Source organism: Bacteroides faecis (genome assembly GCF_020091505.1).
Classification (GTDB): domain Bacteria; phylum Bacteroidota; class Bacteroidia; order Bacteroidales; family Bacteroidaceae; genus Bacteroides; species Bacteroides faecis.
In genome coordinates this window covers 4,363,377-4,378,348 of record NZ_CP081916.1, presented here as the reverse complement: position 1 = coordinate 4,378,348, position 14,972 = coordinate 4,363,377, and the positions used below count along the sequence as shown (strand labels likewise).

Annotated in this window: 6 protein-coding genes; 4 read left to right on the top strand and 2 right to left on the bottom strand. The window is 41.6% G+C overall.

The features are described 5' to 3' along the window. The first annotated feature begins 26 nt into the window (after positions 1-26). The 3 genes from K6V30_RS17240 to K6V30_RS17230 all read left to right on the top strand — a co-directional run bounded on the left by K6V30_RS17240 (position 27) and on the right by K6V30_RS17230 (position 8,191). The gene (locus K6V30_RS17240; protein ID WP_055270752.1) at positions 27-2,726 is read left to right on the top strand and encodes an alpha-d-galacturonidase; all 2,700 of its coding nucleotides are present in this window, start codon (positions 27-29) and stop codon (positions 2,724-2,726) included. 151 nt (positions 2,727-2,877) lie between these two features. Further along, on the top strand, positions 2,878-7,149 hold the full coding sequence (locus K6V30_RS17235; RefSeq protein WP_055270754.1) for a beta-d-glucuronidase/beta-L-arabinofuranosidase: 4,272 nt from the start codon (positions 2,878-2,880) through the stop codon (positions 7,147-7,149). A 199-nt stretch (positions 7,150-7,348) separates the two neighbouring features. Continuing rightward, positions 7,349-8,191 (top strand): AraC family transcriptional regulator, encoded by an 843-nt coding sequence (locus tag K6V30_RS17230; protein ID WP_055270756.1) that lies wholly within the window; start codon positions 7,349-7,351, stop codon positions 8,189-8,191. Here K6V30_RS17230 and K6V30_RS17225 read toward each other — a convergent pair. Beyond that, a complete protein-coding gene (locus K6V30_RS17225; protein WP_055270758.1) occupies positions 8,188-9,687 on the bottom strand; it encodes a sensor histidine kinase in 1,500 nt (499 codons plus the stop codon). The genes K6V30_RS17230 and K6V30_RS17225 overlap by 4 nt on opposite strands. A gap of 342 nt (positions 9,688-10,029) precedes the next feature. Then, positions 10,030-11,544: a TlpA disulfide reductase family protein gene (locus tag K6V30_RS17220; RefSeq protein ID WP_055270760.1), complete on the bottom strand. Its 1,515-nt coding sequence runs from the start codon at positions 11,542-11,544 to the stop codon at positions 10,030-10,032. 150 nt (positions 11,545-11,694) lie between these two features. Between K6V30_RS17220 and K6V30_RS17215 the strand changes: the two genes are divergently transcribed. After that, on the top strand, positions 11,695-14,934 hold the full coding sequence (locus K6V30_RS17215) for a glycoside hydrolase family 2 TIM barrel-domain containing protein (protein WP_010537937.1): 3,240 nt from the start codon (positions 11,695-11,697) through the stop codon (positions 14,932-14,934). The last annotated feature ends 38 nt before the right edge of the window (positions 14,935-14,972 follow it).

Below are 14,972 nucleotides of genomic sequence, written 5' to 3'. Positions count from 1 at the left end.
CAAATTACACAATTTATATCAGAAGAATGAAAAATACCAAATTGTTCATGTTTGCGGCGTGCACACTTTTCTTAGCTGCATGTGGTAAGCAAACCGTGAAAATAATGACTCCGCCGGATGCATCAAACCGTGTCCAGTTCAGTGCGGAACAGTTACAGACTACCTTGGATAAAGCCGGTTATCAGGTAATGATGCAACAAGGGGATACCACATTCTCCGATCCGGAAATAAAGACCATATTGCTGACAGAAGTAAACGATACAACGCTAAAGAAAGAAGGTTTTCATATTACAACTACCGGTAATCTGACAAAGGTAAGTGGTAAGGACGGAAGCGGCGTTATCTACGGATGTCGTGAACTGATAGATCGTGTGAACGATTCCGACGGCAAACTCAACTTTCCGGAAGATCTGAAAGATGCCCCGGAAATGGTACTTCGTGGCGCTTGTGTCGGTTTGCAGAAGATGACTTATCTGCCGGGACACGGTGTGTATGAATATCCGTATACTCCGGAAAGTTTTCCTTGGTTTTATGACAAGGAACAATGGATTAAATACCTTGACATGCTGGTTGCCAACCGCATGAATTCCCTGTATCTCTGGAACGGTCATCCGTTTGCATCATTGGTCAAACTGGAAGATTATCCGTTTGCCTTGGAAGTAGACGAAGAGACGTTCAAGAAAAATGAGGAGATGTTTTCTTTTCTAACAGAAGAAGCGGATAAGCGTGGTATCTTTGTGATACAGATGTTTTATAATATTATCCTCTCTAAACCATTTGCAGAGCATTATGGACTGAAAACACAAGACCGTAACCGCCCGATTACCCCTTTGATTGCAGATTATACCCGCAAAAGTATTGCCGCATTTATAGAGAAATATCCGAATGTGGGACTGTTGGTTTGTCTGGGTGAAGCCATGTGCACAGTGGAAGACGATGTGGAATGGTTTACCGAGACCATTATTCCGGGTGTAAAAGACGGATTACAGGCTTTGGGGCGTACCGACGAACCGCCTCTTTTGCTGCGTGCACACGATACGGACTGCAAACTGGTAATGGATGCCGCATTGCCGATATACAAGAATCTCTATACGATGCATAAATATAATGGTGAATCATTAACAACTTATGAACCCCGTGGTCCATGGTCGAAGATTCATACGGATCTGAGTTCTTTAGGCTCCATTCATATCAGCAACGTACATATTCTGGCGAACCTGGAACCGTTCCGCTGGGGTTCTCCGGACTTCGTACAAAAGGCGGTACAAGCGATGCATAATGTACATGGTGCCAATGCGTTGCACCTTTACCCACAGGCTTCATACTGGGACTGGCCTTATACAGCCGACAAGTTGCCGAACGGTGAACGGGAATTTCAACTGGACCGTGACTGGATTTGGTATCAGACGTGGGGACGCTATGCATGGAACTGCCGTCGTGACCGTACAGATGAGATTGGTTACTGGAATCATCAGCTAGGTAAGTTCTACGGAACATCTGATGAGAATGCGGGCAATATTCGCATTGCTTATGAAGAAAGCGGAGAGATTGCTCCGAAGTTATTGCGCCGTTTCGGCATTACGGAGGGAAACCGTCAGACATTGTTACTGGGTATGTTTATGAGCCAGCTTGTCAATCCGTACAAATATACGATCTATCCGGGATTTTATGAAAGTTGCGGACCGGAAGGGGAGAAGTTGATCGAATTTGTAGAGAAAGAATGGAAGAATGAGCCTCATGTAGGTGAAATGCCTCTGGATATTGTTGCTCAGGTGATAGAACACGGTGACAAGGCAATAGCAGCGATCGATAAAGCAGCCACTTCCATCTCTTCCAATAAAGCCGAATTTGCACGTTTGCAGAATGATATGCACTGTTACCGTGAGTTTGCCTATGCGTTTAATCTGAAAGTGAAAGCTGCGAAACTGGTATTAGACTATCAGTGGGGAAAAGACATTAAGAAGCTGGAAGAAGCCATTCCTCTGATGGAACAAAGTCTGGAACACTATCGCAAGTTAGTGGAACTGACCGACGAGCATTATTTATACGCCAACAGTATGCAGACAGCCCAACGCCGTATTCCTATCGGCGGAGATGATGGTCATAATAAGACATGGAAAGAACTGCTGGTACACTACGAAAAAGAATTGGAGAACTTTAAAGCGAACCTTACCATGCTGAAAGAAAAGCAGAATGGCAATGCCGTGACTGAAACGGTAGAGATTGCAGCCTGGACTCCTGCGAATGTGAACTTAATATCGAATTATCCGACAGTTAAACTGGATGAAGGAACCTCTTTATTCACAGACCTTTCGGGTAAAATAGAAGCGATTGCTCCCGAACTGAAAGGAATGAAGGCATTCCGCTTCAATGGAAATGAACAACGGGAGAAAGGGACAAGCATTACTTTTGAAACGAATGATCCGGTCAAACTGCTGGTTGCTTATTTCAAAGACGATCAGAAGAAGTATGCAAAGGCTCCCAAACTGGAGATTGATGCTTCTGCTAACGATTACGGTCAGGCTGAACCGGTATTGACAAATGCCATTCATATTAGTGGAATGCCGTTGGCAAATGTACATGCATATAGCTTCCCGGCTGGAAAACATACGTTGATGTTGCCTAAAGGCTATCTTCAGGTCCTTGGATTTACAGCTGCGGAAATGAAAACTCGTAATGCCGGATTAGCCGGAGACGAAGAAACAATGGATTGGTTGTTTTACTAATGAGCACTTGTTGTAAGTCCATATTTAGTTTCAAGCAATGAAACTGTTTGTTTCTCGGTGTGAAACCATTAGTTTCATGCCTTGAAACCTTTTGTTTCGAGCAATGAAACTAATGGTCACAACTTAGATAAAGATGATAGATAAAAGTATAATGAAGAAGTTATTACTGACATTATTTAGTATAGTTACTGTATGCACTCTGCATGCGCAACGTGAAGAAGTTACGCAGGAACGGATGGAGCAGATTTATGAGGAGGTAAAGACGCCCTATAAGTACGGACTTGCCGTTGCCCCGACCGACAATTATCATAAGATTGATTGTCCCACAGTATTCCGTCAAGGAGACAAGTGGCTGATGACGTACGTCGTTTATAATGGCAAGACTGGAACGGATGGCCGTGGATACGAAACCTGGATAGCAGAAAGTGATAATCTGCTTGAATGGCGTACTCTTGGACGCGTACTTTCCTATCGGGAAGGAAAATGGGACTGTAATCAGCGTGGCGGATTTCCTGCGCTGCCGGATATGGAATGGGGAGGAAGCTACCAGCTCCAGACTTATAAAGGTCGTCACTGGATGACTTACATCGGTGGCGAAGGTACAGGGTATGAAGCCGTAAAAGCACCACTCTTTGTCGGACTGGCATCTACCAAAGGAGATATTTCCACGGCTCACGAATGGGAGTCTTTAGACAAACCTATTTTAAGCATTCATGATAAAGAGGCACAGTGGTGGGAAAAGCTGACCCAATATAAAAGTACTGTTTACTGGGATAAAGACAAAACCTTAGGGGCTCCGTTTGTGATGTTCTACAATGCGGGAGGGCGCCATCCGGAAACGGACTTAAAAGGAGAACGGGTAGGTATCGCACTCTCCAAGGATATGAAAACATGGAAACGCTATCCCGGCAATCCGGTCTTTGCGCACGAAGCGGACGGAACGATCACCGGAGATGCTCACATTCAGAAAATGGGCGACGTGTATGTGATGTTTTATTTCTCTGCTTTTGAACCCTCGCGCAAGTATAAAGCTTTTAATACGTTTGCTGCAAGTTATGATCTGGTCAACTGGACAGACTGGCATGGGGCTGATTTGATTATCCCGTCTAAGAATTATGACGAATTGTTTGCACATAAAAGTTATGTAATCAAACACGATGGAGTAGTTTATCATTTTTATTGTGCAGTGAATAATGCCGAACAGCGTGGTATCGCTGTTGCCACGAGCCAACCGATGGGACGTTCCGCAGTTCGCTTTCCGAAACCTGAAACAAAGAACCGTCGGATGATCACTGAACTGAATGAAGGCTGGAAAACTTGGTTAATTGACAATTCACAATTGACAATCGACAATTCAAAAGACCATTCAAAGGATAATCACCAATCACCGATTACCAACCGTCAATCATCAGTTATCGATTGTCGAATCCCCCATAACTGGGATGACTATTACGGTTATCGCCAACTAACTCATGGCAACCTGCATGGAACAGCCATGTACGTAAAAGACTTCTCTCTCGATAATTGTCAATTGTCAACTGTCAATAGTCAATTAAAAAGGTATTTCCTGCGTTTTGAAGGAGTGGGTACGTATGCTACTATTAAAGTGAACGGACATGACTTCGGACGTCATCCGGTAGGGCGTACTACGTTGACATTGGACGTGACCGATGCACTGAAACAAGGAACAAATCGTCTGGAAGTAAAAGCGGAGCATCCGGAAATGATAGCCGATATGCCGTGGGTATGTGGTGGATGTTCGTCAGAGTGGGGATTTAGTGAAGGCTCTCAGCCGTTAGGAATATTCCGTCCGGTAGTGCTGGAGGTAACAGATGAGATTCGTATTGAACCTTTCGGAGTACACATCTGGAATGATGAAAAGGCGGCTAATATATTTGTAGAAACAGAGGTGAAGAACTATGGTAAGACCGGGGAAACGATAGAGGTAGTTAATAAATTGAGTAATGAGGATGGAAAACAAGTATTCCGTCTGGTAGAGAAAGTGACATTGGCTCCGGGAGAAATGAAGGTAATTCGCCAACAGGCTCCTGTAGAAAATCCTGTTTTATGGGATACGGAGAATCCATATCTTTATAAACTGGCAAGTATGATTAAGCGTGATACTAAAACAACGGATGAGATTTCAACTCCGTTCGGTATCCGTACGATCAGTTGGCCGGTGAAGAGAAATGATGGAGATGGTCGCTTTTACCTGAATGGAAAGCCTGTCTTTATCAATGGCGTATGCGAGTATGAACATCAGTTCGGACAGAGTCATGCATTCAGTAAAGAACAGGTAGCTGCAAGAGTGAAGCAAATACGTGCGGCAGGTTTTAATGCCTTTCGTGATGCCCACCAGCCACATCATCTCGATTATCAGAAATATTGGGATGAAGAAGGAGTCTTGTTCTGGACACAGCTTTCTGCCCACGTGTGGTATGATACTCCGGAGTTTCGTGAGAATTTTAAAAAGCTGCTTCGTCAATGGGTGAAGGAACGTCGTAATTCTCCGTCAGTAGTGATATGGGGATTACAGAATGAGAGTACATTGCCTCGTGAATTTGCACAGGAGTGTAGTGAAATCATTCGTGAAATGGACCCCACAGCACGTACAATGCGTATCATTACCACTTGCAACGGAGGTGAAGGGACTGACTGGAATGTAATTCAGAATTGGAGCGGTACATATGGAGGAGATGTTACGAAGTATGGAAAGGAACTTTCGCAGAAGAACCAGTTACTGAATGGAGAATATGGTGCCTGGAGAAGCATTGATCTGCATACGGAACCTGCGGAATTCGACGCAAATGGTGTATGGAGTGAGAGCCGTATGTGCCGGTTGATGGAAACAAAGATTCGTCTGGCGGAACAGGTCAAAGACAGTGTTTGCGGACAGTTTCAATGGATTTTCAGCAGTCATGACAATCCCGGACGTCGTCAGCCGGATGAGGCATACCGGAAAATAGATAAGGTAGGCCCGTTCAACTATAAAGGACTGGTGACTCCGTGGGAAGAACCATTGGACGTATATTATATGTATCGTGCCAACTATGTTTCGGCAGCTAAGGACCCGATGGTATATCTGGTATCACATACTTGGGCGGACCGTTTTGAGAAAGGGCGCCGTCGGGCTACGATCGAAGCATACAGTAATTGTGATTCCGTATTGCTTTATAATGATATGTCCAATGAAAAAGTGACTTATCTGGGACGTAAAAAGAATAATGGCATAGGTACTCACTTTATGTGGGAGAATCGGGATATTCGTTATAATGTACTTCGTGCTGTAGGATATTATAAAGGAAAAGCAGTTGCCGAAGACATTCTTGTACTCAACGGTCTGGAACAATCTCCTCATTTCGGGATATTGTATCAGGACACAAAACCCCTATTGAAAGGTGAGGACGGATATAATTACCTGTATCGCATCAACTGTGGGGGAGATGATTTTACAGATAGTTTTGGTCAGTTATGGATGCAGGATAATACCAATTACTCCCGTTCATGGGCAGCAAGCTTCAACGAGTTGAATCCATACCTTGCAAGTCAGCGTACCACGAATGATCCGATTCGGGGAAGTCGTGACTGGAAGTTGTTTCAGCATTTCCGTTTTGGCCGCCATCAACTGGAATACAATTTCCCGGTAGCTGATGGAATGTATCGAATCGAATTTTACTTCACAGAACCTTGGCATGGAACAGGAGGCAGTGCTTCTACCGATTGTGAAGGATTGCGCATTTTTGATGTTGCAGTGAATGACTCTGTGGTATTGGATGATCTTGACATTTGGGCTGAAAGTGGTCACGATGGAGCTTGTAAAAAAGTAGTATACGCTATTATAAAAGGCGGATTATTGAAAATACATTTTCCGGAAGTGAAAGCGGGGCAGGCTTTGATTTCGGGTATTGCTATTGCTTCTGCCAATTCGGATTTGAAACCGACTCTATTTCCCGCATCAGACTGGAATTGGGAGAAGGCAAGTAAAGAAGTGATGGAGAAAACTCCGAAAGAATTGCTTCCCGAAGACAAAAATGCCCGTGTCAGCGTAGCTTACGAAGCGGAAGCTGCTGTATTGAAAGGAAAATTCCAGAAGAAAGAACACCGCAAACAGATGGGTGTTTTCTTTGGTAAAGGAAAAGGTAACAGTATTGAATGGAATGTTTCTACAGGATTGGCACAAGTCTATGCACTTCGTTTTAAATATATGAATACTACCGAAAAACCGATGCCTGTATTAATGAAGTTCATTGATTCGAAAGGAGTGGTATTGAAAGAGGATGTACTTACCTTCCCCGAAACACCGGACAAATGGAAGATGATGAGTACCACTACCGGTACATTTATTAATGCCGGACATTATAAGGTACTGCTTTCAGCAGAGAATATGGATGGTTTGGCGTTTGATGCGTTGGATATTCAGTAATTCCACTAATTTACAACACTAAAAGTAACGGGATACAAAGAAGTTTTATATAGCCTTCTGTATCCCGTTTCTTATTTTGTCCTTTTCTTATAAATAGAATATAAATGTTATTTTTTTAAGATTCGATGCTCGAATTTTAATTATCCTGAATGTGGATTTTAAATAATCTCTATATTTGGAATTAAAAACAAGATAGGCAATGGAAAGCGATATACCAAGGTACAATTTAACGGTTGATTATAAAGTGGGAGAAGGATTCGGGGAAAACTTGCTTGGGTATAAAAATATTCATTGTAAAATAGAGGCCGGTTTCTTTATTCTTTGTACGAAAGGGACAATACAAGCAACGATTAATGGGAATCACTATGATATTGTCGAAAACGATTTAATTACCTTACCACCTAATTATTTTATGGAAATTCATGAGTTTTCGTCTGATATTCATATTTATTACGCAGGCTTCTCTTTTCAGTTTATAGAAAATATTAATTTGATGAAGTCCACCCAACATCTGCTTCTGATAATCATGCAAAATCCGGTTATCAAATTATCTCCGCTGCAAGCCAATAGCTATAAGATGTTTTATGAATCATCGATTCTTGCATACACTTCGACCAGAACATTGGCTAACAAAGAGATTGTAAAAGCTGTTCTCACTATGTTTGTTGAGGGAGCGACCGAGGTTTACAAATTGCAGAATAAATGGTATATATCATCTCAATCGAGAAAATATGAGATATATCAGGAGTTCATACAACTGCTCATGAAGCATTATACTGTTCATCATAGCACCTCTTTCTATGCCAGTCACTTAGGACTTACTCTGCCTCATTTTTGTTCAACAATCAAGAAGGCAGCGGGGAATACTCCGTTAGAAATAATTGCTTCTGTTATCCTGATGGATGCCAAGTCTCGTTTAAAGTCAAGCAATGAGCCTGTGAAAAACATAGCTTTGTCCCTGGGATTCAATAATATCTCTTTCTTCAATAAGTACTTTAAGCAGCATACCGGTGTCACTCCACAAGAATATAGAGGACACTAATCCTCTGCTTGCCTTTTGAATGGCAGGGTTACACTAAAACAGCTGCCTTTCCCTACTTCTGATTCAACGAAAATTTCTCCTTGCAGATGTTCGACAATCGTTTTGCAGATAGAAAGCCCCAAACCGGTTCCCTGCTTAAATATATCTACCTTATAGAAACGGTCGAATATTTCTTTTTGGCATTCCTGCGGAATCCCCAAACCTGTATCTTCCACAAATATATGAACTGAGTCTGCACGAATAGAATCAACCGCATAACCGAAATGAATATACCCTTTTTCTGTAAACTTGCGGGCATTATTAATAAAATTACATACTACTTGTTTCAGACGTGTAGCATCTGTGTTGATATAGATATCTTCATCGGGTAATATTGCTCTAATATCGATTTCAGATGTAGATTTCACAGCCTGTTCTTTCTCTATATCCATCATTAAAGACTTTAGAGAACAGTCTGTGAAAGTAAATTTAATAGTATCTGATTCAATCTTGGATAAATCAAGTATGTCATCAATCAGCCTTAGTAAATGTTCGCTGTTGACACTGATTAACCTCACAAAATCAGCACGTTCTTCCTCACTTAATTCATCATAACTAGAACCGATTACATCAGAGAAGCCTACTATTGCATTCAATGGTGTACGAATCTCATGGCTCATATTTGCTAAAAAAGCCATTTTAAGGCGGTCACTTTCTTCTGCTTTCTTACGGGCCTCTATTAAAGTGTTTTCTATGTCTTTATATTCTTGAATACTCAGACAGATTCCCACCAATCGATAGGGATGTCCGGAGATGTTTGCAATATAAGTGGATTGGCCCTCAAACCATTCCCAGGTACCGTCTCCGCGGCGCAAACGGAATGGTACGGTTTTATCAAAAGTAGTATTGCCGCTAAGTTGCACAACAAAGGCATCGGTCATGGTTTGTCGGTCGTCCGGATGAATCATATTCACATATTCCTCCATTGTCAAAGTATTGTTTTCTCCTGCCGGAATACCTAAATGCTCAAAATAACGATCGTCAAGGGTAAATTCACTCCGGCTTATATCGTAATACCAGGGATATATTCTGGTTCTTTGTAAAGCGGTATTCAAGATATACTCTTGTGTTAGTTCTACTGTAATATTACGGAAAAAGAATAAGATCTTTTTTAATTTACTTTTTTCCCTAATTGTGGCAAATTCCCCCCTGATAGGAAATTGGGTACAATCAACCTGTTCTTGCATAAAAGTATGTTCAGGCAATGAATAAGTTTTTTCTCCTTGACGAATCTTTTGCAGGATAGTCGAGAGTATATCTTCCTTCTTGTTTAGTAGTTTAAATAAATGATTGGTAGGAAGAGGAAGTATCTCATTGACTGATGGGTGAACATGAAGCTCTGTTAGAGCTTGCCGATTAAGTTGAATGACTTCTCCACTAACATCAAATATGATAACTCCATCGGGTAAAATACTTAGTAATTCATCATAATAGAGCGTCTGTTTGTTCTCTTCCATTTCTTTTGGTTTTTAATGCAAATATATAGAATGACGTATATATTCATAACAAAGAAAGCTATTTCTTGGAATATAATGTCCTATTTATCAGATTTTTTGGAGCTAATTACAAGGCTATTTAAAATTGCAATACATTTAATGTTAATATGATATTCTCATTTTAATATTCAATGCTCCAATATTAATTGAGTGATTATTCGTATAGTGAATAATGCAGAAGAATAACAGAATGGAAACTTATAAAAAAGACGATTCTGCTTTGAGATAATTTTGGTTTTATAAGTAAGTTTACTGTGAAGGAATAAAAAAGAGGAAAACCATCCGTCTTCCTCTTTCCATTTATTATTTAGTGAGTTTTATACCATTTATTTGCCAGTCTTTTTCAGACGTTCCTTCCGTGAAGTTGAACCGTTTTGTATCGAAAGGCAGTGGCTCGAATGTGAGTGAGAACTCGGCTTCTCCGCTTTCGGGCAAAAAGAAATGTTCACCGGGAGTAAGCCCATCGGCCTTCTTTAGAGTGTATGATCCCCCTTTTTCATCTGTCAACTGGGCATTTGTACTTACTTGTATCCAATATTTAGGTATATAGTACGCATAGAAGTGGATGATTGTGGCCGTATCAGTTAGTTCTACTTGTTTCACTTCAAGAATATCAGTATTGGTTGATTCTGTAACCGGATGATTAACAATCTTTGCATTGGTCCCTTGAGTAATACTCATCTCGCGTTTGGGTACATCCAGATATCTGCGCATTTTAAGTTTTAGGCTACCCTTACCATATCCCGACCACATTCTCATGATTTTTCCTTCTGGAGAAATGAGAACATAATTGGGAATACCATTGACATCATATACCGCAGATAGTCCGGCATTCTGTTTCAGGTCGCTTAGGTTCTGCCAAGTCATCTCATGTTGTGCAGAAGCAGCCTTCCATCGGCTCTTGGTATCCGAGCTCAAACTGACAATAGTGAGCCGGTCTTTGTATTGTTCATGAATCTCTCTCATTTCGGGCAGAGCCATGATACAAGGTCCGCAACCGCTACTCCAAAAATCAAGAAGTATGAATTTCCCCTTAAAGTCAGCTAAATGGTGAACATTTCCGTCCAGATCGAAAAGATCGGAATCTGCCATTTCATCTCCTTCTTTTACTGTCTTTGGAGGAAAAAGATTGACTGTTATTTCTTGTCCTGTTATGGAAGCTTTCTGTTCTTCGTTCAATCTGTTATACAAAGCCAGTATTTCTTCTTTATCAGTAAACTTAGGATTGTACTTTACAGACATGCTTAAACCAAATAACTTATCCATCCAAATATTGGAAATAGGGAGTTCCTGCATCAGCTTCACTTCCCGTTTATCAATAATAGCCGATATGCTGTCCGATTTTGCCCGTATTGCTTTTCGTTCGGCTTCCGGAGCAGAACGCATATTGATAGCCAGGCGTTGGAATTCGTCCCATAAGTCACGTGAGTTTTCGATAAATCGATTATACTCTTGCTGTTCTTTCACCGGACTCTCTACTTTCCATGTGTAAATCAAAGTGTTTGTACCTGTTACTTTTATTTTGGCGTTGGGAGTTGCATAAATCTCCAGAGACATCGGAGGAAAATCCGCTTCACGGTTACACATAAGTGACAATTGATCCATACCACTTTCTCCTGCATTTCGCTTGAAAAAGAACGTTCCATTCCGTATTGTGTCCGAAGCAACGACACTTCCTACACGTCCATCCGTTAAAAACAAAGAAACCAGAGTTCCATCTTTCACTCCTTTTACATCGCCTTCAATTGTATACTCATTTTGTGCTTGCGAAGCGAGACTACTTAATAAAAGGAGGCTGCTGAATAGTAGTTTTTTCATAATAAAAATATTAGAATTAGTTATAAGTCACAAGGTAGAGCTTTTCATCATAGAGTGTTTCTTCTTTTATTATTCTTTAATATTTCTGTAAAAGAAAGGGGTACAAAATGCCCTTTCGTCCGTCTACTTGATATGAAGAAAAAAGAACGAATGAGAATATATACTTTACTGCTTGGCGCATTGATTGCTTGCCCGATGCAGGCACAAACAACGCATGACTGGGAGAATCATCATGTTCTCCAGATCAATCGTGAACCGGCACGAGCTGCTTTTATTCCTTTTTCCACGCAGAAAGGAGATTGTTCTATGTCTCTGGATGGAATCTGGAAGTTCCGTTGGACTCCTGTGCCTGATGAAAGAATCATAGATTTCTATCAGGCAAACTTCAATGATAAAAGCTGGAAAGATTTTCCTGTCCCTGCTAATTGGGAAGTGAATGGATATGGTACACCTATTTACGTATCTGCAGGTTACCCATTCAAAATAGATCCTCCGCGAGTGATGGGAGAGCCAAAGGCTGACTATACCACTTATAAAGAACGAAATCCGGTCGGACAGTATCGGCGTACATTCGTTTTGCCTGTCGGATGGGAAGCAGACGGACAGACTTTTCTGCGCTTTGAAGGAGTGATGAGTGCTTTTTATGTATGGATAAATGGCGAACGGGTGGGATATAGTCAGGGAAGTATGGAGCCTAGTGAATTTAATATTACCAGTTATTTGAAGACTGGTGAGAATCAGATTGCGCTGGAAGTTTACCGATATAGTGACGGATCATACCTTGAAGATCAGGACTTCTGGCGTTTTGGTGGTATTCATCGTAGCATTCATCTGATACATACACCTGATATTCGCATCCGTGATTATGCTATACGTACTCTTCCTGCATCTGCCGGTGAGTATAAAGACTTTATTTTGCAGATTGATCCTCAATTTAATATATACGGAGGTATGACCGGAAAAGGATATACAATACAAGGTATGTTGAAAGACGCGACCGGAAAAGTAATTGTAACGTTACAGGGAGAGGTTGAAGACATATTGGATTTAGAACATAAAGCCAGCCGGATGAATGAATGGTATCCGCAGCGTGGGCCACGTAAGATGGGACGTTTGTCAACTGTTATAAAATCCCCGGAGAGATGGACGGCAGAAACCCCTTATCTCTACAAGTTACACTTGGCTTTGTTAAATCCGGAAGGAAAAGTGATAGAGCAGACAGAACAGTCAGTAGGTTTCCGTTCTGTGGAAATTAAAAAAGGACAGCTACTGATTAATGGTAATCCGGTCCGCTTTAGAGGTGTAAACCGTCATGAACACGATCCGAGGACAGCACGTGTTATGAGTGAAGAAAGAATGCTTCAGGATATACTTTTAATGAAACAGGCGAACATCAACGCTGTCCGAACCAGCCATTATCCCAATGTGAGCCGTTGGTATGAACTTTGTGACAGTTTAGGGCTGTATGTGATGGATGAAGCGGATATTGAAGAGCACGGTCTACGCGGAACACTGGCTAGTACACCCGATTGGCATGCTGCATTTATGGATCGTGCAGTCCGCATGGCAGAACGTGATAAGAATTATCCGAGTATCGTGATGTGGAGTATGGGAAATGAAAGCGGTTACGGCCCCAACTTTGCGGCCATTTCTGCATGGCTACACGATTTTGACCCTACACGCCCTGTACATTATGAGGGCGCACAAGAAGTGGATGGTGAGCCTGACCCGAAGACGGTCGATGTAATCAGCCGTTTTTATACTCGTGTGAAACAAGAATATTTGAATCCCGGCATTGCAGAAGGAGAAGACAAGGAGCGTGCGGAAAATGCACGCTGGGAACGGCTGTTGGAAATAGCGGAACGTACTAATGATGACCGTCCGGTAATGACAAGCGAATATGCACATTCGATGGGTAATGCATTGGGAAACTTCAAAGAATATTGGGATGAAATATATAGTAATCCACGCATGTTGGGCGGTTTCATCTGGGATTGGGTAGATCAAGGTATTTATAAGGAATTGTCAGATGGACGTATCATGGTGGCGTATGGTGGAGACTTCGGTGATAAACCGAATCTGAAAGCTTTCTGTTTTAATGGCTTATTGATGAGTGACCGTGAAACGACTCCGAAATATTGGGAAGTAAAGAAGGTATATGCTCCGGTTCAGTTGGCAGTCAACAATGGGCAATTGATCATTACAAACAGGAATCATCATATAGATTTGTCTCAATATCGTTGCTTGTGGACACTGTCGATAGATGGCAAACAGAAGGAACAGGGAGAAATCGCATTACCGGAAATAGCTCCCGGAAAGAGCGAAGCGGTCGCTTTACCCGTTTTCCCTAGGAACTTAATGAAGACACGTTCCGATTGTCAACTAAAAGTAAGCATCGTTTTGAAATCTGATGCTCTTTGGGCGAAAGCAGGACACGAGGTAACTTGGGAACAGTTTTGCTTGCAGAAAGGGGATTTGTTATCTGCTGATGTAGTCAATAAAGGAACACTGCAAATAAATGAGGATGATAAAACTCTATTGATTAACGGACGAAGTTTTTCTGTTCAGTGGGAAAAGGGAGTAACCGGAAGTATGACCTCTCTTATATATAATGAAAAAGAGATGTTGGCTCATTCAGATGATTTTCCGGTTCAGCCAGTCACACAAGTCTTTCGTGCTCCGACAGATAATGATAAGAGTTTTGGAAACTGGTTGGCAAAAGACTGGAAATTGCATACAATGGATAATCCCCGGATTAACCTGGAGTCTTTCAATCATGAAGAACGTGCAGATGGAGCAATTATAGTCAGGATACGGACAACTAATTTATATAAGGAGGGGAGAGTAACAACGACATCAGTTTATACAATTTCCTCTGATGGAACCATTGATCTGAAAACTACTTTCTTACCACAAGGAGTGCTCCCGGAATTGCCTCGTCTAGGACTTGCATTTTGCCTGTCTCCGGCTTGTAATACGTTTACATGGTATGGAAGAGGACCGCAAGATAATTATCCCGATCGAAAGACATCTGCTGCAATAGGGCTTTGGAAGAGAACAGTAGCAGAACAGTATGTACATTATCCTCGCCCACAGGATAGTGGAAATAAGGAAGAAGTGCAGTTTCTTACGTTGACAGATAAACATAATAAAGGTATTCGTGTAGACGCTGTAGAAAATGTATTCTCTGCATCCGCTTTGCATTATACCGCACAGGATTTATATAAAGAAACACACGACTGCGATTTAAAGCCACGTCCCGAGGTCATTCTCAGTATGGATGCTGCTGTACTTGGATTAGGGAATAGCAGTTGTGGACCAGGCGTGCTGAAAAAGTATGCTATTGAGAAAAAAGAACATACACTGCATGTACGCATAAGCAAACTGTAAAATAAGATTTGATACAAATAAATAGTAACTAACACAAT

What these genes read in the sequence shown, in the direction of transcription:
- K6V30_RS17225 (WP_055270758.1), bottom strand. Translation starts at nt 9,687, where the DNA reads ATGGAAGAGAACAAACAGACGCTCTATTATGATGAATTACTAAGTATT.
- K6V30_RS17220 (WP_055270760.1), bottom strand. Translation starts at nt 11,544, where the DNA reads ATGAAAAAACTACTATTCAGCAGCCTCCTTTTATTAAGTAGTCTCGCT.
- K6V30_RS17240 (WP_055270752.1), top strand. Translation starts at nt 27, where the DNA reads ATGAAAAATACCAAATTGTTCATGTTTGCGGCGTGCACACTTTTCTTA.
- K6V30_RS17230 (WP_055270756.1), top strand. Translation starts at nt 7,349, where the DNA reads ATGGAAAGCGATATACCAAGGTACAATTTAACGGTTGATTATAAAGTG.
- K6V30_RS17215 (WP_010537937.1), top strand. Translation starts at nt 11,695, where the DNA reads ATGAGAATATATACTTTACTGCTTGGCGCATTGATTGCTTGCCCGATG.
- K6V30_RS17235 (WP_055270754.1), top strand. Translation starts at nt 2,878, where the DNA reads ATGAAGAAGTTATTACTGACATTATTTAGTATAGTTACTGTATGCACT.